The 26,799-nt window shown below is 29.2% G+C and carries 27 protein-coding genes; 17 read left to right on the top strand and 10 right to left on the bottom strand.

Going from position 1 to position 26,799, the window contains the following annotated elements; translation table 11 throughout:
* Positions 1-7: 7 nt before the first annotated feature.
* From R3X25_RS03975 to R3X25_RS03930, 10 genes are all read left to right on the top strand, one after another.
* Positions 8-754, top strand: a complete 747-nt coding sequence (locus tag R3X25_RS03975; RefSeq protein WP_317672075.1) for a UDP-2,3-diacylglucosamine diphosphatase — start codon at positions 8-10, stop codon at positions 752-754.
* A gap of 67 nt (positions 755-821) precedes the next feature.
* Entirely contained in the window at positions 822-1,655 is an 834-nt protein-coding gene (locus tag R3X25_RS03970) for an OmpA family protein (protein ID WP_317672073.1), read from the top strand.
* A gap of 261 nt (positions 1,656-1,916) precedes the next feature.
* On the top strand, positions 1,917-2,924 hold the full coding sequence (locus tag R3X25_RS03965; RefSeq protein WP_317672072.1) for a MoxR family ATPase: 1,008 nt from the start codon (positions 1,917-1,919) through the stop codon (positions 2,922-2,924).
* Between the two features lie 48 nt (positions 2,925-2,972).
* Complete coding sequence (locus R3X25_RS03960; RefSeq protein WP_317672070.1) at positions 2,973-3,845, top strand: DUF58 domain-containing protein; 873 nt, start codon at positions 2,973-2,975, stop codon at positions 3,843-3,845.
* Between the two features lie 5 nt (positions 3,846-3,850).
* Positions 3,851-5,452 carry a hypothetical protein gene (locus tag R3X25_RS03955; protein WP_317672068.1) on the top strand — a complete coding sequence of 534 codons (1,602 nt, stop codon included), beginning with the start codon at positions 3,851-3,853 and terminating at the stop codon, positions 5,450-5,452.
* A gap of 4 nt (positions 5,453-5,456) precedes the next feature.
* Positions 5,457-6,461: a VWA domain-containing protein gene (locus tag R3X25_RS03950; protein WP_317672067.1), complete on the top strand. Its 1,005-nt coding sequence runs from the start codon at positions 5,457-5,459 to the stop codon at positions 6,459-6,461.
* A 111-nt stretch (positions 6,462-6,572) separates the two neighbouring features.
* A complete protein-coding gene (locus tag R3X25_RS03945; RefSeq protein ID WP_317672065.1) occupies positions 6,573-7,613 on the top strand; it encodes a VWA domain-containing protein in 1,041 nt (346 codons plus the stop codon).
* Between the two features lie 3 nt (positions 7,614-7,616).
* On the top strand, positions 7,617-8,435 hold the full coding sequence (locus R3X25_RS03940; RefSeq protein ID WP_317672063.1) for a tetratricopeptide repeat protein: 819 nt from the start codon (positions 7,617-7,619) through the stop codon (positions 8,433-8,435).
* A gap of 5 nt (positions 8,436-8,440) precedes the next feature.
* Positions 8,441-10,219 carry a BatD family protein gene (locus R3X25_RS03935; protein ID WP_317672061.1) on the top strand — a complete coding sequence of 593 codons (1,779 nt, stop codon included), beginning with the start codon at positions 8,441-8,443 and terminating at the stop codon, positions 10,217-10,219.
* A gap of 1 nt (position 10,220) precedes the next feature.
* The gene (locus R3X25_RS03930) at positions 10,221-10,973 is read left to right on the top strand and encodes a tetratricopeptide repeat protein (RefSeq protein ID WP_317672059.1); all 753 of its coding nucleotides are present in this window, start codon (positions 10,221-10,223) and stop codon (positions 10,971-10,973) included.
* On the opposite strand, the gene R3X25_RS03925 is transcribed toward R3X25_RS03930, so the two are convergent.
* Both R3X25_RS03925 and R3X25_RS03920 read right to left on the bottom strand, forming a co-directional pair.
* Positions 10,970-12,073 carry a TlpA disulfide reductase family protein gene (locus tag R3X25_RS03925; protein WP_317672057.1) on the bottom strand — a complete coding sequence of 368 codons (1,104 nt, stop codon included), beginning with the start codon at positions 12,071-12,073 and terminating at the stop codon, positions 10,970-10,972. The genes R3X25_RS03930 and R3X25_RS03925 overlap by 4 nt on opposite strands.
* Positions 12,074-12,120: 47 nt before the next feature.
* Positions 12,121-12,639, bottom strand: a complete 519-nt coding sequence (locus tag R3X25_RS03920) for a CvpA family protein (protein WP_317672055.1) — start codon at positions 12,637-12,639, stop codon at positions 12,121-12,123.
* A gap of 129 nt (positions 12,640-12,768) precedes the next feature.
* Between R3X25_RS03920 and R3X25_RS03915 the strand changes: the two genes are divergently transcribed.
* Together R3X25_RS03915 and R3X25_RS03910 are read left to right on the top strand one after the other, a co-directional pair.
* Positions 12,769-13,122, top strand: coding sequence for a hypothetical protein (locus R3X25_RS03915; RefSeq protein WP_317672053.1), 354 nt, complete (start codon positions 12,769-12,771; stop codon positions 13,120-13,122).
* Positions 13,123-13,279: 157 nt separating this feature from the next.
* On the top strand, positions 13,280-14,743 hold the full coding sequence (locus tag R3X25_RS03910) for a LysM peptidoglycan-binding domain-containing protein (RefSeq protein ID WP_411556560.1): 1,464 nt from the start codon (positions 13,280-13,282) through the stop codon (positions 14,741-14,743).
* On the opposite strand, the gene R3X25_RS03900 is transcribed toward R3X25_RS03910, so the two are convergent.
* Positions 14,740-15,099, bottom strand: coding sequence for a YraN family protein (locus R3X25_RS03900; protein ID WP_317672051.1), 360 nt, complete (start codon positions 15,097-15,099; stop codon positions 14,740-14,742). The genes R3X25_RS03910 and R3X25_RS03900 overlap by 4 nt on opposite strands.
* Before the next feature lie 167 nt (positions 15,100-15,266).
* Complete coding sequence (locus tag R3X25_RS03895; protein WP_317672049.1) at positions 15,267-15,593, bottom strand: helix-turn-helix domain-containing protein; 327 nt, start codon at positions 15,591-15,593, stop codon at positions 15,267-15,269.
* A gap of 134 nt (positions 15,594-15,727) precedes the next feature.
* On the opposite strand from R3X25_RS03895, the gene R3X25_RS03890 reads away from it, so the two are divergent.
* The 4 genes from R3X25_RS03890 to R3X25_RS03875 all read left to right on the top strand — a co-directional run bounded on the left by R3X25_RS03890 (position 15,728) and on the right by R3X25_RS03875 (position 18,626).
* A complete protein-coding gene (locus R3X25_RS03890; protein WP_317672047.1) occupies positions 15,728-16,726 on the top strand; it encodes a YhdH/YhfP family quinone oxidoreductase in 999 nt (332 codons plus the stop codon).
* A gap of 238 nt (positions 16,727-16,964) precedes the next feature.
* Positions 16,965-17,792, top strand: coding sequence for a helix-turn-helix domain-containing protein (locus tag R3X25_RS03885; protein ID WP_317672045.1), 828 nt, complete (start codon positions 16,965-16,967; stop codon positions 17,790-17,792).
* 91 nt (positions 17,793-17,883) lie between these two features.
* Entirely contained in the window at positions 17,884-18,030 is a 147-nt protein-coding gene (locus tag R3X25_RS03880; RefSeq protein WP_317672043.1) for a hypothetical protein, read from the top strand.
* A 47-nt stretch (positions 18,031-18,077) separates the two neighbouring features.
* Positions 18,078-18,626: a carboxymuconolactone decarboxylase family protein gene (locus tag R3X25_RS03875; protein ID WP_317672041.1), complete on the top strand. Its 549-nt coding sequence runs from the start codon at positions 18,078-18,080 to the stop codon at positions 18,624-18,626.
* A gap of 237 nt (positions 18,627-18,863) precedes the next feature.
* Here R3X25_RS03875 and R3X25_RS03870 read toward each other — a convergent pair whose 3' ends face one another.
* Genes R3X25_RS03870 through R3X25_RS03855 form a run of 4 tightly spaced genes read right to left on the bottom strand, consistent with a single transcriptional unit; the run spans position 18,864 to position 21,942 of the window.
* Positions 18,864-20,024, bottom strand: a complete 1,161-nt coding sequence (locus R3X25_RS03870; RefSeq protein ID WP_317672039.1) for an iron-containing alcohol dehydrogenase — start codon at positions 20,022-20,024, stop codon at positions 18,864-18,866.
* A gap of 19 nt (positions 20,025-20,043) precedes the next feature.
* Positions 20,044-20,676 carry a nitroreductase family protein gene (locus R3X25_RS03865; protein WP_317672037.1) on the bottom strand — a complete coding sequence of 211 codons (633 nt, stop codon included), beginning with the start codon at positions 20,674-20,676 and terminating at the stop codon, positions 20,044-20,046.
* Between the two features lie 16 nt (positions 20,677-20,692).
* Positions 20,693-21,361, bottom strand: coding sequence for an NAD(P)H-binding protein (locus R3X25_RS03860; RefSeq protein WP_317672035.1), 669 nt, complete (start codon positions 21,359-21,361; stop codon positions 20,693-20,695).
* Positions 21,362-21,363: 2 nt separating this feature from the next.
* Positions 21,364-21,942 (bottom strand): TetR/AcrR family transcriptional regulator, encoded by a 579-nt coding sequence (locus R3X25_RS03855; protein WP_317672033.1) that lies wholly within the window; start codon positions 21,940-21,942, stop codon positions 21,364-21,366.
* 129 nt (positions 21,943-22,071) lie between these two features.
* On the opposite strand from R3X25_RS03855, the gene rlmF reads away from it, so the two are divergent.
* Positions 22,072-22,986, top strand: a complete 915-nt coding sequence (rlmF, locus tag R3X25_RS03850) for a 23S rRNA (adenine(1618)-N(6))-methyltransferase RlmF (RefSeq protein WP_317672030.1) — start codon at positions 22,072-22,074, stop codon at positions 22,984-22,986.
* Positions 22,987-23,058: 72 nt separating this feature from the next.
* On the opposite strand, the gene R3X25_RS03845 is transcribed toward rlmF, so the two are convergent.
* A complete protein-coding gene (locus R3X25_RS03845; RefSeq protein WP_317672028.1) occupies positions 23,059-25,233 on the bottom strand; it encodes a beta-glucosidase in 2,175 nt (724 codons plus the stop codon).
* 291 nt (positions 25,234-25,524) lie between these two features.
* Positions 25,525-26,760, bottom strand: coding sequence for a DEAD/DEAH box helicase (locus R3X25_RS03840; protein ID WP_317672026.1), 1,236 nt, complete (start codon positions 26,758-26,760; stop codon positions 25,525-25,527).
* Positions 26,761-26,799: the final 39 nt, after the last annotated feature.

The following is a 26,799-nucleotide window of genomic DNA, read 5'->3' as shown; positions in this document are numbered from 1 at the left end:
TTAAACTTTGAAAATTCAAAAAAAAATATATTTCGCTTCCGATCAGCATTTTGGAGCACCTACTTCAGAGAAAAGTAAACCACGTGAACAAAAATTTGTTGCTTGGTTAGATGAAATTAAAAAAGATGCTGAAGTTATTTTTTTATTAGGCGATTTATTTGACTTTTGGTTTGAGTATAAAACTGCAGTTCCAAAAGGTTTTGTTCGTGTTTTAGGAAAGTTAGCTGAACTAAAAGACAGCGGAATTCAAATTCATTTTTTTGTTGGAAACCACGATCTTTGGATGGATGATTATTTTGAAAAAGAATTAAACATTCCAATTTATAGAGAACCAACAGAGTTTGAGTTTAATGGTAAAACTTTTTTAATTGGACATGGTGATGGTTTAGGACCTGGTGATAAAGGATATAAACGTATGAAAAAAGTATTCACCAACCCTTTTTCTAAATGGTTATACCGTTGGTTACATCCAGATATTGGAATACGTTTAGCCCAATACCTTTCCGTTAAAAATAAATTAATTTCTGGAGAAGAAGACGTTAAGTTTTTAGGTGAAGAAAACGAATGGTTAGTGCTATATTGTAAACAAAAATTAACCGAAAAACATTACGATTATTTTATTTTTGGTCATCGTCATCTACCTTTAGATATTCCAATTGCTAAAAATTCACGCTACATAAATACAGGTGATTGGATTACGTATTATTCTTATGCAGTTTTCAAAGAAAACAAACTTTTCCTAGAAAAATTTTAATTAAATACCTGAAAATTAGAATGTAAGTGTTAAATTTGTAGTAAACCCCAAATTTAAAACTTATAATATGAAACCCCTAATCATAAGTTGTTTAACATTTATACTAGTATCAAATATAGTATTTACTCAAGAAAAATATACCCAAAAAATTCAAGGAACAATTTCAGATTCCTTAACAAATCAAACACTTTCTAAAGCGCAAATTGTCTTGTACGATATAAATAAAGAAGATTTTTATAATCTACAACAAGGCAATGAAATAATCCATCAGAATACTAAAATTCATCAGAAAAAAGTATACACTTCAAATGAAAGTGGAGATTATAGTTTCTCAATAGAAAGTGGTAAATATTACAATTTAATTGTAACTATTAATGGTTTTGTTACGCAAACAAAATTATTTGAAACTATAGAGTTTAAACCACTACAAACATTTAATTTTTCATTAAAAAATCAAGAAGTTTATACCGATTCTGAAAATAAATATTTAGTAAAGGTAGCACCTATTCAATTCGAAATTAATAGTAGTAAAATTGATAAAAAATCTAAAAAAGAGCTAAATAAAGTAGTAATGTTACTAAAAAAATATTCAGATTTTGAAGTTGAAATTGGAGTTCATTCTTCAAGTTTAGGTAATGATGCATTTGGTTTAAAATTAACAACTAAAAGAGCGAATGCAATTTTTAATTATATAACATCATTCAATTGGCAAAATAAAGAGCGTTTAACAGCAGTAGGGTATGGAAAAACGAACCCCATTAATAATTGCGGTAAGGAAGTTAAATGTGAGCTAAAAAAACACAATAAGAATAAGCGAGTTGAATTTGTTATAAAAAGCAACTATAAACCCACTAGTAATTTTGAATATTTAAACCGAGAAATTGGAGCGAATTATAAGTAATTTGTTAATTATTGTTCTTATTTAAGTTTATTTCATCATTTTTAGATTAATATTTAAGGTTAAATAATTAGATTAGAAATGTGATTAATTTTATATAATTTTTACAACTTTGTAATTAATTCAATTAACTCTTTAAAAAATCATAAAAAACGCTTACTTACCAAAGGTTTTAACCAATTTTTAACAGCAAATAAAATAAAAAAAATGCTACTTGCACTGTGTTTTTAAGATTGTTAAATTCACACGGTTAAAATCAAAAATATGATAGAACAAAATAATGTTTCAGTTGATATAAAAGCTATTAACGAAAAGATAGAGAAAGAGAGTGCTTTTGTAGATTTACTTATGTTGGAAATGAACAAAGTAATTGTAGGTCAAAAGCATATGGTTGAACGCTTATTAATTGGTTTGTTAGGTAATGGACACATTTTATTGGAAGGTGTTCCTGGTTTGGCAAAAACATTAGCCATTAACACATTATCTAAAGCAGTTGATGGAGATTTTAGTAGAATTCAGTTTACACCAGATTTATTGCCAGCCGATGTAATTGGTACTATGATTTATAGTGTAAAAGACAACGATTTTACAATTAAAAAAGGACCAATTTTCGCAAACTTTGTATTAGCAGATGAGATAAATCGTGCACCTGCTAAAGTACAATCAGCTTTGTTAGAAGCAATGCAAGAGCGTCAAATTACCATTGGAGACACCACATTTAAGTTAGACGAACCATTTTTAGTAATGGCAACTCAAAACCCAGTAGAACAAGAAGGAACGTATCCTTTACCAGAAGCGCAAGTTGACCGTTTTATGCTAAAAACAGTAATTGATTATCCAAAATTGGATGAGGAACAATTAATTATGCGTCATAATTTAATGGGAAGTTTTGGAACTGTTAACTCGGTAGCATCACTAGAACAAATTAATAGAGCTAGACAAGCAGCAAAAGAAGTGTATATGGACGAGAAAATCGAAAAATACATATTAGATATTGTTTTTGCTACACGTTATCCAGAAAAATACAACTTACCAGATTTAAAAGGTTTAATAAGCTTTGGAGCATCACCTAGAGGAAGTATTAATTTAGCCATGGCAGCAAAATGTTATGCATTTATTAAACGAAGAGGTTATGTAATACCTGAAGATGTTAGAGCCGTTGTACATGATGTATTGCGTCATAGAATTGGAATTACATACGAAGCAGAAGCTGAAAATGTAACTTCAGAAGACATTATCAATCAAATTGTAAATCAAGTAGAAGTACCTTAAAAGCATTTAGCCGTTAGCTAATAGCCAATTGCCAAAAGCTTCAAACATATGGATACTAAAGAAATACTTAAAAAAGTTCGTAAAATAGAGATTAAGACACGCCGATTGTCTAATCATATATTTTCTGGTGAATATCACAGTTCATTTAAAGGAAGAGGTATGACGTTTTCAGAAGTGCGTCAATATCAATATGGAGATGATGTACGCGCTATAGATTGGAATGTTACAGCGCGTTATAACGAGCCCTATGTAAAAGTATTTGAAGAAGAACGCGAACTTACCATGATGTTGGTTGTAGATATTAGTGGTTCAGAATATTTTGGTACAAAACAGCAGTTTAAACGAGATACTATTACTGAAATAGCAGCAACATTAGCTTTTTCAGCAATTCAAAATAATGATAAAGTAGGTTTGTTGTTATTTTCAGATGATGTAGAATTGTATATTCCACCTAAAAAAGGAAAAAGTCACGTGTTAAGAATAATTCGTGAATTGATTGAATTTCAGCCTAAAAGTTCTAAAACTAGTGTTAATGGAGCGCTCAAATTTTTATCGAGTGTAATGAAGAAAAAAGCAATTGTTTTTGTGTTATCTGATTTTATGGATAATCATTATGAACATACACTTAAAATAGTTGGAAGAAAGCACGATGTAACCGGAATTAGAGTGTTTGATAGACACGATGAAACAATGCCAAATTTAGGAATGGTACCCATGTTAGATGCAGAAACAGGTAAAACTGTTTTGGTAAATACTATGTCAAAAAAAATTAGAGATAACTATAATAAATATTACATAGAGAATGTAGCTTATTATCAAAAAACGTTTACTCGCAGTGGTGCAGGAACTATAAGTACGCGTATAGACGAAAGCTATGTAAAAAAACTTTTAGGATATTTTAAAAATAAAGGAGCCCGTTAAAATCAATGAAAAAAAACATAGTTTACATACTATTTTTTATAGGATTTATTTCAATCGCCCAACAAAACCCCGTAACAATTGAAGCAGACACAACTTCAATTCGTATTGGAGAACAAATACAGTATAAAATTTCGGTGAATGAATTAAAAAATGTACTGTTTTCAAAACTTCAATTAGATAGTTTAGGAATGGTAGAGGTTGTTGAAGACATTCCTGTGGATACTTTAAAAAACAGACTCGAAAAACGGTTTTTATTAACTAGTTTTGATAGTGGTCAATATGTAATTCCACAGCAAACAATTCAAATAAACAATCAAAAATATAGTACAGATTCATTATTAATTAATGTAGTAAGTGTAAAAGTGGATACTACCAAACAAAAAATGTTTGAGATTAAATCCATTAAACGCGAACCAAAAGTTTTTGATGATTATAAACCACTAATGTGGTGGTTAATTCCAATATTTATTTTAATAGTACTTGCTTTATATCTTATTTTTAGAAAAAAAGTAAAACCTTTAAAACCAAAAGTAGTAATTGCACCTATTCAAGAAGCAATGCAACGTTTAAAAGAATTGGATGAAAAAGATTTGGTACAGCAAAATAAAATAAAAATTTACTATTCTGAATTAACAGATATTGTTAGAACCTATATTGAAAAGGATATAAAAATTCCGGCTTTAGAATCTACAACAAACGAATTAGTTGAAACTATTTCAGACTTTAATGAATCTAGTGATTTAGGTATTTCTAAAGAAACCATAAAAAACCTATCTAAAGTTTTAGAAAGTGCCGATTTAGTAAAATTTGCAAAATCAAAACCAATTGTTGAAGAAATAAAAGGAGATAGAAGTTTAGTTGAAGATATTTTAAATAACACACAAACAGCTGTAGATATAAAGCGAAAGGAAAAACAAGCTGCTACAGGTGAAAACAACCAAACTTCTGAAGCGTTTACAAACCAACCTGTAAAAAAGAAAAATACATGGTTTAAGTACTTTTTAATTATTTTGGCTATTGTAGTTATTGGTTTAGGTACACTAGGTTATTTTGGTTATAAATATGTAAAGCAAAATTATATTGGAGCCTCAACAACAGAAATGTTGAGTAAACAATGGTACACATCATCTTACGGAAATCCATCAATAACACTAGAATCTCCTGAAATTTTAGAGGCAAAATCATTTCAATTGCCTGAAAATGTTTCAACAGTTATTGGAGATTTTTCTTTATATACTTATGGAAGTTTGGCAAGTGATTTTAATATTGCTGTTACCACAACAAATTTTATAAGCGGAGTTGAAAGTTTTGATATAGAAGCAGGTGTGGAAGGAGCGTTGGCAGAAATTGAGCAAAGAATTAATTCTAAAATAACAAATATTAAAAAACAACCAATTACAATTAATGGAATTGATGGTGTTAAGGTTACAGCAAATTTTAAAGCTGAAAATCAACTAGTTCAGAAAAAAATGGAGTATAGTTTAACCATATTGTTTTTTGGTGATACTAAAGCAATGCAGCAAGTTTTAGTGGCGCATTTAGCAAAAGATAAAGCTGCTAGTGAAGTTAAAGAACGAGTTATTAATTCAGTATACATAAACAGATAGAATTATGATGAACAATTTTGAGTTTATGCATCCGCAGTTTTTATGGTTACTTTTAGTAATTCCATTATTAATACTATGGTATTTTCTGAAGAGAAATTCTAACAGTGCCTCTTTAACAGTCGGAAATATTAAAGGTTTTAAAGCTGAAACTTCAATTTTAGCAAAACTAAAGCCATTTTTATATGTGTTGAGACTAGTTGCAATTTCATTATTGATTATTGCATTGGCAAGACCAAGAAACGTTTCAGTTAGTTCACGTACAAAAACAAATAAAGGAATTGATATTGTAATGGCAATTGATGTTTCTGCAAGTATGTTGGCTCGAGATTTAAAACCAAATAGATTAGAAGCTTTAAAAAAAGTAGCTACTCAATTTGTAAATCAGCGTCCAAACGATAGAATAGGAATAGTTGTGTATGCTGGAGAAAGTTTTACTAAAACTCCAATTACAAGCGATAAAAGAATTATAGGTAATACTATTTCTGAACTTAAATGGGGAGAGCTAGAAGGTGGAACTGCAATTGGAATGGGATTAGGTTCAGCAGTAAATAGATTAAAAGAAAGTAAGGCAAAAAGCAAAGTTATAATTCTACTAACCGATGGTGTAAATAATGCTGGTTTTGTAGATCCCAAAACAGCTACTGAATTAGCTGTTGGACTTGGAATAAAAGTATATACTATTGGATTAGGAACAAACGGAACAGCATCTTTCCCATACGCAAAAGATCCACGTACAGGTCAATTACTATTTCGTCCATCACAAGTTGAAATTGATGAAGATTTGTTAAAATATATTGCACAACAAACCGAAGGAAAATACTTTAGAGCAACCGATAATAGTAAGTTAGAGGCAATTTATAATGAAATTAATAAACTAGAAAAAACAGAAATAGAAGAGTTTAAATATTACAATTACCAAGAAAAATATAGATTATTAGTCATTATAGCTGGATTATTAATTCTTTTTGAAATGTTACTAAAAAATACAATTTTCAAAAGTTTTATTTAATAAAGCTGAAGAGTATAAAATTAAATATTTTGAAATAAGCACAATTAAAAAACAACTAAACAACTAAACAATTAAACAAATCGACAACTAAACGAATAAACAATAACAAAAATGTACCAAATAGAAGAACCAACATATTTTATTTATCTAGCAATTATTCCAGTAGTATTTGTGGTGTTTTTGTTGGTATTGTTGTGGAAAAAAAGAAAGCAAAAACAGTTTGCTGATACGTTGTTATTAGATAAGTTAAGTCCTGGAAAATCAACATTTAAATCTTTTTTAAAAGTTATTTTTATTTGTGTTGGATTGGCGTTTTTAATTATTTCATTAGCAAACCCTAAAATGGGAACAAAATTAGAAACCGTTAAACGCCAGGGAGTAGATATAGTTTTTGCATTAGATGTTTCTAAAAGTATGTTGGCTCAAGATATAGCGCCAAGTAGACTTGAAAAAGCAAAGCAAATTATAAATAAAATTATTGAAAAATTAGGAAGCGATAGAATAGGAATTATAATTTACGCAGGTAATTCGTATCCGTTATTACCAATAACAACAGATCATGCAGCGGCAAAAATGTTTCTTCAAAATGCAAATCCAGATATGGTTTCAAGCCAAGGAACAGCAATTAACGATGCTATTGAAAGAGCGATAACCTATTACGATAACGATGAGCAAACTAATAGATTTTTATTTATAGTTTCTGATGGTGAAGATCATGAAGAAAACACGTTAGAATTAGCACAACAAGCTTCAAAAGAAGGAATTAAAACCTATACAATTGGAGTTGGCTCAACAAAAGGATCGCCAATTCCAATTGCTAATATTGGAGGAGGAGTTAGTTATAAAAAAGATAGTAAAGGTGAAGTTGTAATGACTAAAATGAACCCGAAAGTATTGGAAGATATTGCAGATGAAGGTGGAGGAAAATACATTAATGGAAACAAAACTCAAGAAACAATAGATATTGTTGAAGACTTACTTTTGAAAGCTGAAAAAAGCGAGTTCGAAAGTAAAAAATTTTCAGATTATAAAGATCAATTTCAGTGGTTTATTGGGCTAGGTTTATTGTTTTTAATTTTTGATGTTTTATTGCTTGAAAAGAAAACTAATTGGATTCAAAAGTTGAATTTGTTTAATCAAAAAAAATCATAAATAATGAAGAAGTTTGCTGTATTATTGATTTTATGTTTTTCTATTGTTGGTTTTTCACAACAAAAAAGTGCTGAACAATTAGAGCGTGAAGCTCGTGAAAATGTTCGTGATGGAAATAAGTTATACAATCAGTTAAAATTTTCTGAAGCCGAAGTAGCGTATAAAAAAGCACTTTCAAAAAACCCTAATTACCCAAAAGCTTCATACAATTTAGGAAATGCAGTTTATCAACAACAACGAAGTAAGGAAGCGATAAGTCAGTTTGAATTGGTTGAAAAAACATTTACCGAAAAACAAGCAAAAGCGGAAGCATATCATAATATGGGGAATTCATTTATGAATGAAAAACAATATGATAAAGCAGTTCAATCTTATAAAAATTCATTAAAAAATAATCCAAGTGACGATGAAACACGGTACAATTTAGCATTGGCAAAACAAAAATTGAAAGAGCAACAAGATCAACAGAAAAAAAACGATCAGAATAAGGATAATAAGGATAACAAAGACAATAAAGATAAAAAAGACGATAAGAACCAAAAAGATAAAGACGGCGGAGATAAGGATAAAGATAAAAAGGACGATAAAAAGGACGAAAAGGATAAAGGGAAAGATAAACAAGACGATAAAGGAGATCCTAAAAAACCAAAAGATGATGAAAAGAAAGATGAGCAAAAGCAACAACCACGTCCAAACCAATTAACACCTGAACAAATGAAACAGATGTTAGAGGCAATGAATAATGAAGAGAATAAAACTCAAAAAAAATTAAACGCTCAAAAAGCAAAAGGGAAAAAAATTAAACAAGAAAAAGACTGGTAGTAAAAATGAAGTTTTCAAAAGGTTACATACTTGTATTTTTAATGTTTGCTTCGCAATTTGCGATAGCACAAATAGAATTTAAAACCGAAGTTAGTAAAAACAAACTTGGAGTAAATCAGCGCTTTAGAGTTGAATTTAAAGTAAATAAACAAGGCGCAGATAATTTTAAAGCACCAGCGTTTACTAATTTTAAAATTGTTGGTGGTCCAAGTTCATCTGTAAATCAATCTTGGATAAATGGAAAATCAACGTATTCACAATCCTACATTTATTTTATTCAGCCAAAAAATGTAGGTGAATATACCATTCAACCTGCATCTATTGAATATGAAGGCAAAACGCTAAAATCGAATCCTGTTAAAATTACAGTTACAGAAGCTATTGAAATTCCAAAAGATGCAAATAACCCAGAATATGTTGCACAACAAAATATTCATTTAGTAGCTGAAGTTTCAAATGGAAGTCCTTATGTAGGTGAAGGAATATATGTGGTTTATAAATTATATGTAAGCGAAAATATAAGTGTACACGATTGGAGAGTAACAGAATCTCCTCAATATAATGGTTTTTGGAATCAAGATATTGAAGTAAAGCAAATTAATGTACAGAAAGGAAAATACAATGGTGAAGATTATAGATATATAGTTTTAAAACGCGCCGTTTTAATTCCACAGCGAGGTGGAAAATTAAAAATTGAACCTATAAAAATGGATTTCAATGTTGGAGTTCCAACAGGTAGAGGTGACTTTTTTGGAAACATGATAACTAAAAATGTTAGTTATTCAGCACAGTCGCCATTAAAAGTAGTCAATGTTCAATCACTTCCAGAAGAAGGAAAACCAGAAGATTTTTCAGGTGCAGTTGGTGAATATGAATTTAAAGTTGTAGCAAATAAAAATGTATTAAAAGCAAATGATGCTGCACAAATAAAAGTAGAAGTTTCAGGAAGAGGAAATATGAAATTATTTGAAATTCCTAAAATTACTACACCACCAGAATTAGAAGTTTACACTCCAGAGCACAAAGAAAAAATCTCAACTGCTTTAACAGGAATGCGGGGTACAATAACCGACACCTATACTGTAGTGCCTCAATACAAAGGAAAATATAAAATCCCTGAAGTTTCTTTTTCGTATTTTAATCCGAAAGAAAAAAAATACAATACTATTAAAAACGAAGCTATTTATGTTGAAGTAACTGAAGGTAAAGAGTTGCCAGGTAATGTTTTAAATTCAAACGACTCTTCAAATGCAGTTGCTAAAAAAGCTGTAACAACAAATGGTAATAATTTTAGATTTATAGCTTTAAACGCTGAATTTGAAACTAAACAACACCAACCATTTTTTAAAACAACACCATTTTATTTATTATTGTTATTGCCGTTTTTAGTAATTCCAATAGGAATATTTGTTGGAAGAAAAAGAGCAGAAAGAGCAAGAGATGTATTTGGAAATAGAATTCGTTTAGCAGATAGATTAGCCAGAAAATATTTATCTCAAGCTAAAAAGCAATTAGGAAATCATGAAGCATTTTACATAGCTTTAGAAAAGGCATTGCACAACTTTTTAAAAGCAAAATTACAAATTGAGACATCAGATATTTCAAAAGAAAAAATTTCAGAAATATTAGAAGATAAAGGTGTAGAATCAGAAACTATTAAAGAGTTTATTGAGGTGTTAAACGATTGTGATTTTGCACGCTACACACCATCTACAAATGTAATGATGGAGCAAGAGCTTGAGAAAGCAAAAGAAGTAATTACTAAAATAGATAAACATTTGTAATATGAAAAAATTAGTTGTCGTTTTAGCAATGTTTTTAAGTTTAGTTTCTTTTAGTCAAGAAACTGAAAAATTATTTTCAGAAGGAAATACATTCTATAAAACCGAAGATTATTCAAGAGCTGTTGATGTGTATTTAAGCATAGAAGAGCAAGGTTTTGAATCGGCTGATTTGTATTTTAATATTGGAAATTGTTACTATAAAATGAACAAAGTAGCACCATCTATATATTATTATGAAAAAGCGTTAAAATTAGATCCAAATTATTCTGATGCTCAATTTAATTTAGCATTTGCACAACGTATGAGTATAGATGCAATAGAGCAATTGCCTAAAACATTTTTACAACGTTTTCAAGAGAATGTAATTTTAAAATTCACTTACGAAACTTGGGCAATTATAGCTGTTAGTGCATCATTTTTAATGGCTATTTTATTTTTAATGTATTATTTTTCTGGAGGAACAAAAACAAAATTAGCTTTTTTTAATACCGCTATTTTGGCATTTTTTGTGTTGTTAATTACTGTATTTTTTGCGTACCAAAACTATGGTGTAACCAAAAAAGATAGACCAGCTATTATTTTTGCCGAAGCTACTGAAATTAAAAATGCACCAACTCCAAGTGGAGAAGAGGTTTTTGAATTACACGAAGGAACCAAAGTTCAAATTCTAGATGAATTGGACGATTGGAAAAAAATTAAACTTACTGATGGTAAAATTGGATGGATTCCTTCAAAAGATTTGAAAGAAATTTAATTAAATAACATTTCAATTTTTTGTTTTAATTGATTGCTATGCATATTCACTGCAATAATTTTTCCGTGTTCATCAATTAAAAAATTTGTTGGTAATGCAGTAATACCATACTCTTTTGCAATTCCAGTTTTAAAACCTTCTAGTGTAGACACATTTGTCCAAATTCTATTATCAATTTCAAGCGCATTTAACCAACGTTTTTTACTATTGTCTAGAGATATTCCATAAATTTCAAAACCTTTAGAATTGTAGCTAGAATACAGCTCATTCAGTAATTTACTTTCTGTTCTACAAGGCGGGCACCAACTAGCCCAAAAGTCTACCAAAGTAATTTTGCCTTTTATAGAATCTAATGCAATTTTTTTATCTTCTGCATTTGGCAATTCAAAACTAGAAATTAAACTTCCAACGGTTGTTTTTTGTAATAATTCTAATTTATTTTTTAATAGAGTTGTTATTTGAGAATTGGGATTTAACTCTTCAAAATTGGAAACAAGCTCTTTGTAAAAAGGTAAATTTTCTTCACCACTCCATCGTATTGAAGTAGGGTAAATAGCAATGGAAGTTCCCATTTTTTCTTTGATAAATTCGGTAAGTTCTTGAATGTGTTTCTTGTAATTTTCAACTTCTAAAGCGCGTAATTCTATTATTTTAGGCTCGTTTTCAGGTGTTTTAGGTATGTTTTTAATTTTATTTCGAATCGATTTCACCAATCTATTTAAAGATTCTTTTCTAAACTTTTCATAAGAAATTAGTAATTTAGTGTCTTTTGAACCTTTAATTTTAACATGTTCTACATCTTTTCCTTTTAAAGTTAAATGCTGATTGTAATCGATAGCTAATTGAAAGGTTTTTTTAGAAATTTTTAGTGTATAAATTCCTTGTGGTAAAAAGTAAACTGAAGCAAATTCACCGCGTTCATTTAGATGTAAAGTATCAATAACTGTGCTTGAATTTTCTTGAATATTTTCAACCATTGAAAGTATTGCAGTTGTATTTTTTTCTAATGGAATAGTACCTGAAATACTAAATGAGTTTTGTTTTTTTGAACACCCAATTACTAAAATTGTGAATGCAATTAGTTTTAAAAATTGTTTCATGTAAAAAATTTGTAGTATTTGACGAATAAAATAAATAGACCTAACAATTATTCTTCTGTTATTCTTTTTTCAGCTTCATCTTCAACTACTTTTATAAAATTTGGGAATAAGGTAGGCGCAAGATTTTTAACAGGTTTATATAAAACAGATTCTTCTGTTTGTTCTTCAGAAATAAAAGGAATGGTGTTGTTTAATTTGTTAAAAACCAGCAATATAATACTTAATATAAGTGCTAGTTTTAAAGCTCCAAAAACACCGCCAAGCAATTTGTTTAGAAAACCTAAAGCAGCAAAATCAGCAATTTTGGTAAATAGTTTTCCTAATAAAGCAATTATTAAAACTATAATTGCAAATGTAATTGCAAAAGAAACTATGGTAATGTATTTTTCATCCCAATCTACTTTTTTAGCTAAAAATTCACCTACAAAATACGAGAAATGGATAGCGCCATAAATACCAGCAATTAAAGAGATTAGTGAGGCAACTTCAACAAAAAGACCTTTTAATAATCCTCTTATAAAACCAAACACTAAAATGGCTGCTATTATAATGTCAAAAGTACTCATAAATGATGTTTTTTGTAAATATAAGTTTAAGTTTAAAGCTTTGAAAGTTCTAAAGTCTAAAAGTTTAACAAAGCTTAAATAAATCACTAAAATCTAATAACTATATTTGCAGCAAACTAAAAAAATCAAATGGCTAGAGACGAAAAGTTAAAAGAAGATTGGAATCAAATTTTACAAATTTTAGCAACTAAATTTGGAGAAGGAGAAGTTCTTAATGTTGATGCTATTATTTATTTAATTGGAGTTCAGGAGTTAGGTCAAGGAGTTAAAGAATTTAAAAAAGACGATAAAGTAAATTTAATGCACATCGCAATTTGTAAATTGTTAGAGCCTTTTGGTTATTATGAATTCGATTTTTTTGATGAAGATGGTTGGCCACATTACAATGTTTTAGGTGAATTACCCGATTTAAAATCTGGTGAACAAACCGTTTTAATAAAAGAAGCTATAGTAAATTACTTTAAAAATAATGGATTGATTTAAAATTAAATAAATCTAAAAGCGATAGTTATAAAATCATCACTTTGGTCTAATTATTGAATTGTACTACAAAAAAAATATGATGCTAAAAAAAATCCTATATTTATATCTACTTGTGCCTAGTTTATTACTTGCACAGAGCGCCGTTGTAAAAGGGTCGATGAACCCTTTAGACTCAACTTTTGATGCGGCTGTTGTTTACCAATTAAATGGGGCAAAGCAACTGTACATTAATCATGGAAATATAAAAGAAGGTAAATTTACCGTTGAAATGCCAGCAACTGCCAGCGCAGGAATGTATAGATTAATGTACGATTTTGAACGTAATGGCTATGTTAATTTTATTTACAATAAAAAAAATGTTGAATTTACTTTTGATCCATCATTTCCTTCAGGAACCACAAAATTTATAGATTCTGATGAAAATGATTTGTATAATTCTTATGTATTAGAATCAGAGAAACTGCTTCAAACATTAGATTCGTTACAATTAAATTATTTCAATGTAAAGGATGCTAGTGTTAAAAAAGAGTTAGAAAAAAAATATGGAAAAAGCTTAAAAAGCTATCATAGTTTACAAGAAAAAAGCGAAAGTAAAACAAAAGGTTTTTTAGCAAATAGTTTTATAAAAGCTTTACAAAAATATTATTCAGAAAATTTATTTGAAACACCACAAGAATACTTAAATTCAACGTTAACGCATTATTTTGATTATATAAATTTTAATGATGAAGACCTAATAAAATCAACATTTTTAAGTGAGCGTGTTATTGAATACGTTTTTTATTTAAATGCTTCAGAAGATATTGAGGTTCAGCAAAAATTGTACGAGAAGTCTATAAATGAAGTACTACCTAAAATTCAAAATAATAACCTAAAACACGATATTTTACAGGCAATACTATATACGTTTGCAGAAGAAGAAAACACAACGTTGATTGATTTTGTTTTAGATGAATATTATAAAAAATTGCCAGCTGATTTACAAAGTAAAGAAATGGTTGATGATCTTATGAATAAAGTAAGACTTGCGGTTGGGAAAATAGCTCCTGATTTTTCTTGGGTTGAAAATGGTGAAACTAAAAGTTTGCATGCGTTGAATTCAGCTGAAAAATATATATTAGTTTTTTGGAGCACAAGTTGTTCTCATTGTCTTAAAGAAGTACCTCAATTATACGAGTTTATAAAAGATAAACCGAAAATTAAAGTGTTAGCATTTGCATTGGAAAATGATAAAGAAGGGTATAATTACCATACATTAAATTTTGTGAAATGGACAAATATTTTAGGTCTTGGTAAATGGGAAAATGAAACTGCTCGTTTGTATGAAATTAATGCTACACCATTTTATTTTGTATTAGATAAAAATAAAAAGATTTTAGCCAAACCAGAATTTTTTAAGGATACTAAAAACTATTTAGAAACCTTTGCTTCGGAAGATTTAAAAGCAGATCCTATAAAACCAGAAGTGGTTGAAAAAACTTTGGAACACAATGTGGAAAAAGGAGATACCTTATATTCAATCTCAAAAAAATATGGTATTTCAGTTACAGAATTAAAAAAGTTAAATAACTTAACTACTAATAGTCTTAAAATAGGTCAAAAATTGAAAATAAAGAATTAAAAATGTAGAAAAGCATCTTCTAAATGTTCAATTTTAGTCGTGTTTTTATTTTTAATAATTGCTACAATATCAAACCGAACTTCCACATCTAAATCTTTAGAAATCACATATTCATTTATAGCCTCCACTAATAATTGAATTTTTTTCTGATTTACAAAATCTTGTGGGTTTCCAAAGTAATTAGAAGTTCTTGTTTTTACTTCTACAGGAATTAAAATATCATTTTTTAAAGCAATAATATCAATTTCAGCCTTTTTAAAACGCCAATTACGTTCTAAAATTTTATAACCTTTTTGTTGAAGATATTCAACAGCAAGTTGTTCTCCTTTTGCTCCTAATTCGTTGTGTGTAGCCATTTTTAGTTAACTATAATTTAGATAAATACTTAAAAATTAGAAATAACAAATCACTAGATTTTTATTAGTATAAAAAACAGATCGAAATGTTTTTTCTTCAAATTTGAACAGCTTATTAGGCAAAAGCCTAAATGTAGAATAGATAAATTCAAAGTATATTTAAAATATTATTCATCTTCAGCATCAATCATTTTTTCAAACAAAATTCCACCTCTAAACATACCTTTTAAATATGGGTGAATTTCTCGCCCTAAATCAGTTAAACTGTATTCAACTTTTGGCGGTACTTCAGGAAAAACTTCTCGGTTAATTAATTTGTCTTCTTCTAATTCCTTCAATTGTTTAGTAACCATTCGTTCGCTAATATCGGGTAGTAATTTCACTAACTCATTGTAACGTTTATTTCCTTGAGATAAATGTAAAATTATGGTGCTTTTTCGCTTTCCTTTAATCACATTTATAAAAGTATCTATAGGACAATAACTTTTTTTCATTTTTATTTTGCGTTTAAGACCTTTAATATACTAAAAACAGCACAAAATGTTCGTTAGTGCATAAATTGTAAGCTCTTGTTTACATTAATATATTGTTTGACCTTTGTTGCAAAAGTAACAAAAAGACAATTAAAATGATGAACGATAAATCTACCTTCAAAGCATTTAGAGTTGAAGAAGAAAACGAAAAATTTGTTTCAGAAATTAAAGAAATGCCTTTTCAAGAATTGGCTGAAGATGAAGTATTAATAAAAGTTAGCTATAGCTCATTAAATTATAAAGATGCATTGTCAGCTTCTGGAAATAAAGGCGTTACTAGAAATTTCCCGCACACACTAGGAATTGATGCTGTTGGAACTGTTACATCTTCTACTTCAGAAAAATTTAAAGTTGATGAAAAGGTAATTGTAACAAGCTACGATTTAGGTATGAATACCGATGGAGGTTATGCTGAATATGTAAAAGTTCCTGCAAGTTGGGTAGTGAAATTACCTGAAAACCTTTCTGAAAAAGAAGCAATGATTATTGGAACTGCTGGTTTAACTGCTGGAATGTCGGTTTTAAGATTAATTGAAACTGTAAAACCAGAAGACGGAACTATAGTAGTTTCTGGTGCAACTGGAGGTGTTGGATCAGTAAGTGTAATGATTTTAAACAAACTAGGTTATAAAGTTGCTGCAATTACTGGAAAAGAAGCTGAAAAACAATATTTATTGGATTTAGGTGCTACTGAAGTTATTTTACGTAAAGATTTTGAAGAACTTCAAAACAGACCATTATTAAAACCTGCATTTGCTGGTGCAATTGATACCGTTGGAGGTGTAATTTTACAGAATATGATTAAATCTGTACATCCGTTAGGTGTTGTTACGGCTTGTGGAAATGCGGCCTCAATAAAATTAGAATTAACGGTATTTCCATTTATTTTAAGAGGAGTTTCGTTAATAGGAATTGACTCTCAAAATTACCCAATGAATTACAGAGAACAAGTATGGAATAAACTTGCTAAAGAATGGAAATTAGATAATTTAAAATATAACTCTACAACTATTACATTGAATGATTTAAGTGAAAAACTGAACTTAATGTTGCAAGGACAACTAAAAGGAAGAACAGTTTTAGAACTTGCTTAATAATTTTGATACTATGTTGAAAAAAACCGAAGAGAAATCTTCGGTTTTTTTTTGTAATTGTCATTACTAATTGGTAGTTGAGCGGAGTAGAAAATTTGGTTTAGAATCACATCATACTTAAATTCAACTATTTTAGGATTTGAAAAGTGCTCTAGTTTACGTAAAGTATTATTTTTCTAAATTGAAGTAATTAATCACTTTTTTTAACGACTTTTAATACTTATTAATAAGAGTTACAATGTTGTATAAAGGTCTAACAAACGAATATTTAAGAGTTGAATTAATTGATGCTGGAAACTGCCATATTTTAAAAGAAAATATTGAAAGCAGTTTAACATTGGTTTGGTGTTTAGATGATACAACAATATTAACAATTGATAATAAAAAACATTCTTTTAGAAAAAATGAAATTGTTTGCTTAACAGAGTTTCATAAAATTGAAACCACCCAAGTTGGAAAACTACAAATGGTACGTTTTAACAGAGCATTTTACTGTATTATAGATCACGACTCTGAAATTAGCTGTAAAGGAATTCTATTTTTTGGAGCATCTCAATTGCCTGTATTTAGTCTTTCTGAAAAAGAAATAGATACTTTTGAAACCTTATTAAAGGTATTTAAAAGTGAAATGGAATCTAAAGATAAGCTTCAGCTAGAAATGCTTCAAATGTTGTTAAAACGTTTACTTATTTTATGTACGCGTATTTATAAAGACCAAAATAAATATGATAAACTTGAAACAAATAACACCAATATTGTTCGCGAATTTAATTTTTTGGTTGAAACACATTTTAAAACAAAACATTCAGTTTCAGAATACGCTGAAATTTTAAACAAGTCGCCCAAAACAATTTCCAATCTATTTTTTAAACTAGATACTAAAACGCCTTTGCAGTTTATTCAAGATAGAATTATGTTGGAAGCTAGAAGGTTATTACGTTATACAGATACTTCAATTAAAGAAATTGCGTATGAAGTTGGCTATGATGATATCCAATCTTTTAGTCGTTTCTTCAAAAAAAATGAAGGAATTTCGCCTTCAGAATACAAAAAATCACCTCTTTAGGAAGAATTGCCAACTCATAAGGAAATCTTGCCTAACAATTACCTGTTCTTTCATCGCATCTTTGTACCAACAAAACGAAAAAACAGAAATTATGAAACATTCAAATCCAGTAAAAAACGCAGTATGGTTTATTAAAGAAATAGTAGCTGGTAAACCACAAGTTATAAATAGTGCTAATTCAAAAGAAGAATATTGTGAACATCACGCAATAAAGGATTATTACTGTGAAATGAATTAAGTTTCAAAATTTAAACAAAGAACTACTAACTATTAAAAAATAAAATTATGAGTAAATTTAGTGTACCAACAAAAAACGAAGTATCAGAAAACAATCAGGCAATTTTTAGCAACCTTGAAAAAGCATTAGGTTTTGTACCTAATTTATATGCTTATTATGCAAAAAACGAAACGGCTTTAGGTGATTATTTGGCTTTACAAAATCGAAAATCGACTTTAAAAGCTAAAGAGCGTGAAATTATTAATTTGGTTACAAGTCAAATAAACGGATGTAGCTATTGTCAATCTGCGCATACACAACTAGGAAAACTAAATGGTTTTTCTGAAGAAGAAATACTTGAATTAAGAAAAGGAACAGCATCATTCGATTCAAAATTCGATGCTTTGGTAAAATTTACCGCATCTGTTGTTGAAAATAAAGGAAAAGCAACACAAATAGCAAAAGATGCTTTTTTTGAAGCAGGTTATACAGAGGCAAATTTAATTGATGTTGTATTTGTTGTAGGTGATAAAATAATTAGTAATTACATACACAATTTAGCAGATTTTGCAATTGATTTTCCTTTAGCTGAAGAGTTAGAAGTGGCAAGTGTTTAATAAATATTACAAATAAAAAAACCGAAGAGAAATCTTCGGTTTTTTTATTTTAAGTTAATGTAATTCTGAATGAAATGAAGAATCTCTTGAGAGATTTTTGGACTTCACATCGTTTCGCTCAAAATGACATTTAAGTAAAAGTTTAGTATCGTCATTCTGAACTTGTTTCAGAACCTCACCATAGTAATATAAAATTATTATGAGAACCTGAAACAAGTTCAGGTTGACAAACTGTTCTTAATAACTCATTTCTACAATTTGTTCTACCATTTCAGGAGTTACTTTTCCTTTTTCTCCAATACCTTTCCAACCTCTTTCTGTAAAGCGTTTAGAAATTTCTTGTGCAGTTCCATTATAATCTTCAGTATAATCAGATAGTTTTGTATCTATTCCTAAAGATTTAAAAAATGCAGTGGTTTTTTCAATTCCTGCTTTGGCTTTTTCTTCTAAAGTTCCTTCAGTTACATTCCAAACACGTTCAGCATATTGTGCTAACTTTTCTTTTTTGTCTTCTAAATTAACGGTGTAATGGCTTTCGGTTATAATTGCCAATGTACGTGCGTGATCAATTCCGTACAAAGCAGTTAATTCGTGTCCAATTGCGTGGATAGCCCAATCATTTGGTACCCCTTTTTGAATCAATCCATTTAAAGCCATTGTACAACTCCACATAAAGTTTGAAGCCGCTTTGTAATCAAATTCATCTTTTAGCATTGTTGGAGCAATTTCAATAATAGTTTGTAAAATACTTTCTGCAAATCTATCTTGTAATTTAGCGTCAACCGAGTACGTCATATATTGCTCTAAAACGTGTGTAAAAGAGTCTGCCAAACCATTCGCAATTTGACGTTTTGGAATAGATTTTACAACTTCAGGATCTAATATTGAAAATTGAGGAAATAAACCTGGTCCGCCCATAGCGAATTTTTCTTTTGTTTCAGCTCTTGTAATTACTGCGCCCGAGTTCATTTCTGAACCTGTTGCAGGTAGTGTTAACACAGTTCCAAAAGGCATTCCTTCAAATGTTCTAATATTTTTTGTTAAAATATCCCAAGGTTCATCACCTTTGTACAATGCAGCTGAAGCTAAAAATTTAGTACCATCAATTACTGAACCGCCACCAACAGCTAATAAAAATGTAATGTTTTCAGTTTTAATAATATTTAAAGCTTCCATTAATACTTGGTACTCTGGATTTGCTGGAATTCCACCAAATTCAATTACTTCAAAGTTTGAAAGTGCTTTTGAAACTTGCTCGTAAACACCGTTCTTTTTAATACTTCCTCCTCCAAAAAGCATTAATACTTTTGCTCCTTCAGGAATTTCATTGGTAATTTTTTCAATTTCACCTTTTCCAAAGATGATTTTTGTTGGATTTTGAAAATCAAAATTATTCATAATCTCTATTTTTTATTTGTTATTCAATAACAGTTACTAAATCTTCCGTAGATTTTCTTACTTTTTTTAAGTTCACTAACCAATCGTTTTCAGTATCTCTGTAACCAATTGGAAGCAACACACAACTGCGTAAACCTTTTTCACGTAAACCTAAAATTTTATCTACCGCTTCTGGCTCAAAACCTTCAATTGGAGTTGTATCTACACCTTCATAAGCAGCAGCAATAATAGCCGCGCTAAACGCAATATATGCTTGTTTTGCAGCGTGATTAAAGTTGATTTCTGCATCTTGTTGTGGATAGAAACTCAATAATTTTTGACGGTAAGCTTCCCAACCTTCGTTTTTAAAACCACGTACTTCATTTACTAAATCAAAAGCAGTATTAATTCTATCTTCAGTATACGTATCCCAAGCGGCAAAAACCAATAAATGAGAACAATCTGTAATCATAGATTGATTCCAAGCAAAAGGTCTAATTTTTTCTTTAATTTCTTGATTTGTAATCACTAAAATTTCAAAAGGTTGTAATCCACTTGAAGTTGGAGCCAAACGAGCAGCTTCAATAATGTTATCTATTTTTTCTTGAGATACTTTCTCTCCATTCATTGCTTTTGCAGCGTATCTCCAATTTAATTTATCTAATAATTCCATATTTTATCTTAATTTTTTAGTTATTTATTTTTGAAATCTGTTTAATATAATTTGATGTAATAATTTTTCTTTTTGCAGGTTTTAAGTTTGCTAAATTTACCATTGCTTTGGCAATAGATAAAGCTTCAGTAATTTTATATTTTTTTAATTTCCCGAAGAATAAAGGTTGAAATAATTTGAAAATTATTAAACCAATTTTTTCTCCAATTCGTTCTTCTTTTCTGTTCCCTCCAATTAGTGAAGGTTGTAAAATGTAAGTGTTTTCAATTTTTGTTGAAAGTACATCTCGCTCCATTTCACCTTTAGTTTTATTGTAAAATATATTGCTTTTTGCATTTGCTCCCAATGCTGAAACAACTACAAATGTGTTGATGTTGTTTTCTTTTGAAAGCTTTGCAGCTGTAACAGGAATGCCGTAATCAATGGCTTTATAAACTTTTTTATCTGGAGTTTTTTTAGCGGTTGTACCAATGCAACAAAACACTTCATCACCAGTAAAATTGGTTTTAAAAGTATCTAATTCAAGTAAATTTCCTGTAAACTGTATTACTTTTGAAGGTAAACCTTCCATTTTACTTCTAGAAAATAATTTGATAGTTTCATAACGATCATCCTTCAATAATTTCTCTAAAAGAATTGAGCCTGTTAAGCCAGTTGCACCTAATATTATTGCTATTTTTTTCATTTTTAAAGTTTAATACTGTCCCAGGCGCATTGAAATGCTTGTTCAAAATCTTTATTAGAAAGTTTATAATCTTCTCTATGCTGCTTGGTCATTAAAAATGCCATTGGGTAAATGGTAAAACTGTATAAAAGAAACGGGCAAATAGGTTTAATTATACCTTCGGTTTTACCTTTTTCCCATAAATCAACCAAAGGTTGTAAGTGTTTTAATCCTTCTTCACTTATACTTTTATCAACTATTGGCGTGTTTTCGCATTGCGATAAAAATATAGCTTCATCATTGTTTTTCATTCTAAAATCGGCAATGTTAAACCAAATAATTTCAAAAGCTTTTTTTACTGTCAAATTTTTTAGTTCATCTTTAAAAGCAAAGTTCCAAAACGTTTCTTTAATTTCTAGGTATAACTGATTTATTAAATCTTGTTTATTTTCAAAATAAATATAAATAGTTGCAGGAGAAACATTGGCTAGCTTCGCAATTTTGCTCATTGGTGCATCGTGAAAACCATTATTGTTTACCAAACTTAAGGTTGCGTTTAGTAACGATTTTCTTTTTTCTGGACATTTTTTACGAATTGCCATTGTTTCTTTTATTTAATTATGGGGCAAATGTATAAAAATATATTTACAAAACGAACGTTCATTCATTTTGTAAATATAAAATAATGTTAAAACTTTTAATTGTAGTACTTTTGTAGCTTAAGCAATATAATGGAAAACAAAAGTAAAAGTAGTGGCAGTCTTCATAAAAATAATCTTCATAAAAAAGGTTATGATTTAGAAGCGTTGATAACAATTTGTCCTGAATTAAAAGAATTTGTGTTTACCAATAAATACGGAACAGAAACCATTGATTTTTCAAATTCAAAAGCTGTAAAATGTTTAAATGTTGCTTTGTTGAAAAAACATTACGGAGTTACTAATTGGGATTTTCCTGATGAAAATTTATGTCCGCCAATTCCGGGTAGAGTAGATTATATTCATCATTTAGCTGATTTGTTGAGCGAATCAAATATTATACAAGATGTTAAAGTTTTAGATGTTGGTACAGGTGCAACGTGTATTTATCCGTTGTTAGGAAATTCAATATATAATTGGAGTTTTTTAGGAACTGATATTGATGAATATTCTCTTGAAAATGCAGGACGAATTATTGATGAAAACAGCTTGAATTCTGAAATTAAATTACAATTTCAACCAAATGAATCGCATATTTTTCAGAAGGTTTTAAATGAAGATTCTAAATTTTCAGCAACTATGTGCAATCCACCTTTTTTTAAGTCGAAAGAAGAAGCAATGGGAGCTAATAAACGTAAATTAAAAGGCTTAAAACAAAAATCTACCGATGGAAGAAACTTCAGCGGAAACTCTAATGAACTTTGGTATATTGGCGGTGAAAAAGCATTTGTTCACACGTATTTATACGAGAGTTCTTTGTTTAAGAAACAGTGTTTTTGGTACACAACTTTGGTTTCTAATAAAGACAATTTAAAAAGTATGTATGCTTCTTTAAAAAAGTTAGGCGCAATAGAAATTAAAACCATTCCAATGCATCAAGGCAACAAAGTTACGCGTGTTGTAGCGTGGACTTTTTTAACCGAAAAGGAACAAAAAGAGTGGATTTAATTAGAAATTATATAAAAAAGGGTTGTTTTATATTAAAACAACCCTTTTTTTTGAATATTGTAATAGCTAGATTTATTTTTTAGAATACGATATTTTTTGTTGCAAAATAATATTATCAGAAGCATTACCAATTAATATATTAAAATCACCTTTTTCAATTTCCCAACTTTTAGTTTCTACATTGTAAAATGAAAAATCTTTAGCTGTAAGTTCCATTTCAATTTGAATTGTTTCACCTCCTTTTAATAATACCTTTTTAAACCCTTTTAGTTCTTTTATTGGACGAATAATTGACGATTTAATATCTTGAATATAAAGTTGAGCTACTTCAGCACCTTCAATATTACTTGTGTTTTTCACATTAAATGTTACATTTAGGTTATTATCATCAATTAAATTTGTTGTTGAAAGTTTTAAATCTGAAAATTCAAAACTTGAATATGATAACCCGAAGCCAAATGCATAAAGTGGTTTAATATTTTTAGTTTCGTACCAACGATACCCAACCAAAACACCTTCTTTATATTCAACATCAACTTGTGGATAATTCATGTCACTATCTTCTTTTGGGTAGGTCATTTTACCATTAATTAAAACTCCTGTGTATTTTTCATTTATATCCGGGATATAATTTGCTCCTGGAGAATCAGAAAATTGTTTTTCAATAGAAATAGGAAGTTTTCCAGATGGGTTTGTTTTTCCAGAAATAATTTCAGCTAAAGCTGTATTTCCATTTTGACCAACATACCAAGCATTAATAATTCCAGCAACTTTTTGGTTCCAAGGTGTCATTTCTATTCCGCTACCAGAGTTAACAACAACTATAGTATTTGGGTTTTGAGAAGTAATATTTACTATTTTAGTATTTGTTTCTGGTGTTAATTCAAATTCTTTATCCCAGCCTTCGTGGTCTATAGTTCCAATGCTTATAATTACTACGTCATTTTTAGTAATTTCTTCATCTGTTGGGTTTTTAGAATAGGTTATATTATTAAATTCTTTTTTAAGAGCGTCTAACATTGAAACATTATTGTAGCCTTCTACTTCTGCTGAGCCACCACCACGAGCTATTTCTTCTACATAGTCTCCGGTTATTAGTATTTTTTTATTTTTTGAAATGGGTAATACATTTTCATTTTTTAATAAAACTATACCTTCTTTGGCTGTATTTAAAGCAATTTTTTCATGTTCAGAAAATTTAGACAAATAGCTTTCATCCTTTACAGATCTTTTATCTAAACCCATTGCAATTGAAAGAGAAATTACATTTTTAGCCATTTTATTAATAGCTTGTTCAGTTACTTTTCCTTCATCTAATAATTTTTTTGCATTAGAACGAACGTAAACATCTCCATATTCAGCAAAGCCTTCGTTTGCTTCACCGGGCATTTCAAGATCTGTACCTGAATTTATAGTTTTTATAGGATCCCAAACAGACCACCAATCAGTCATTACCAATCCTTTAAAATCTAGTTCGCCTTTTAATACATCGCTAATAAGGTATTTGCTTTGTCCTGCCCATTCACCATTTACTTTATTGTAAGAAGCCATAACTGCCATAGCGCCAGCATCTATTCCTGCTTTAAATGCGGGTATATAAATTTCATGCATGGTTCTTTCGTCAATAATTACATTTGAAGTTCTTCTATGAAACTCATGATTGTTAGCTAAAAAATGCTTTAATGTTGCTACAGTTCCGGTATTTTGCATACCAACTACATAATTTTCTATTAAACGTGAAGCTAAATATGGATCTTCACCAAAGTATTCAAAATTTCTTCCGTTTTTTGAGACTCTGTAAATATTCATTCCTGGGCCTAAAAGTACAGCAATATCGCCAGCTCTACATTCTTCTCCTATAGCATTTGCATATTGTTGAGTTAGTTCTGGGTTCCAAGTTGAAGCTAATAAAATTGGACAAGGAAATGCTGTTGATTTTTCTAATTGACCACTTAATGCTTTACGAATATGCACACCTTGTGTGGCATCAGATAAATACAATTGTGGAATGTTAAATTTTTCGAGACCTTTTACAAAAAATAAGTTATGACCTCCTATTAACTCAATTTTTTCTTCAATAGAAAGTTGGGCTAATATTTCATCGGCTTTTGCATAAGCAATTTTACGACTTACTGGCGGTGTGAATGGTATCACAGTTTCTTCTTTTATTGTTGTAATTTCTTTTTTTGTTTCTGAACAACTCATAATTATTAGAGAACAAATTACTATTGAAATTAAGTTTTTCATGTGTTTTGTATTTATTGTATACTAAAATAGTATGTTAAATTTGTCTATTCTTTTAAAGAATATATGTTAGGTTTTGGTTTGTAGCTAAATTAAATAATTTACCTATCTTTTATGTTTTAGAAAGTGAAAAAGGATGATACAAAAATGTCAATTTCGCATACATTTTTATAATCTGATTATAAATTAAGGTTTGTAGGTAATTATAGTAAAATAAATGCGTGTAGATTTAACAATTTTTCAGGGCTGAAATTGTTTGTTAAAAATTAAAAAGAAGAGCTAGTTAGGAACTAATTAATACCAACGTTTTTTATTTTTTCTAGAACCAGCTGATTTTCTACTTTTTTTATGTTTAGAATCTTTTTTAAAGAATAAACCAGGTTTTTCGTTTTTGTCAATTGGATACGGATGTTCTTTTTCAACCGGAATTTCAGTTTTAATTAACTTTTGAATTCCAGCTATGTATGCTTTCTCGTCAGCAGAACAAAAAGAATATGAATTTCCAGTTTTACCAGCTCTACCAGTTCTTCCAATTCTATGAACATAAGTTTCAGGTATGTTTGGAATGTCAAAATTAATTACAGCATCTAGTTCTTTAATATCAATTCCACGTGAAGCAACATCAGTTCCAATTAAAATATTTATATCTTTTGTTTTAAATCTAGCCAAAGCCATTTCACGTGCTGTTTGAGATTTATCTCCGTGAATACTATCTACTTTGTAACCGTTTTTAAGTAATGATTTTTCTAATTTTTCAACACCAAATTTTGTGCGTCTAAAAATTAAAATATCTCCTTTTATAGTATTACGCAACAAGTGTAAACACAATTCAATTTTTTTTGGTTTGTGAACGTAATATAATTTTTGATTTACACCATCTGCAGTTGAAGAAGATGCAGCAACTTTAACAAGTGTTGGATCTTTTAAAATATCAGTTGCTAAATCATCTATTTTAGCTGGCATTGTTGCCGAGAATAGTAAAACTTGCTTGTTTTTAGGACACAAACGTTCAATTTTTTTAACATCGTCTATAAAGCCCATATCTAACATTAAATCAGCTTCATCTAAAACCAATGTTTCAACTTTAGTTAAGTTGATAAATTCTTGTTTATGCAAGTCTAATAAACGCCCAGGAGTAGCAATTAAAATATCTACACCTTTTTTAAGCATATCTTTTTGTGGTTCAATTGAAGTTCCACCATAAACTACGGTGCTTCTTAAATTGGTGTATTTACCGTACGTTTTAAAATTTTCATCTATTTGAATTGCTAGTTCTCTAGTAGGACTTACAATTACAGCTCTAATTTTTTTCCCTTTTTTACCAGCATCTTGTTTGTCAAACAATAATTGTAAAATTGGTAATGCAAATGCAGCAGTTTTACCAGTTCCAGTTTGAGCTGAAGCAACTACATCTTTTTTAGCTAGAACTAATGGAATGGTTTGTGTTTGAATTTCTGTAGCTTCGGTGTATTTCTTTTCAGAAATAGCTTTTAAAATAGGTTTGTTTAACTGTAAATCTTTGAATTGCATAAATGTTTTTTAAAACTGAATTTTTGCAAAGATACGGTA

The organism is Lutibacter sp. TH_r2 (genome assembly GCF_033101135.1).
GTDB lineage: Bacteria > Bacteroidota > Bacteroidia > Flavobacteriales > Flavobacteriaceae > Lutibacter.
Note: the sequence above shows the minus strand (reverse complement) of the source record. Positions and strands in the feature narration are given on the sequence as shown.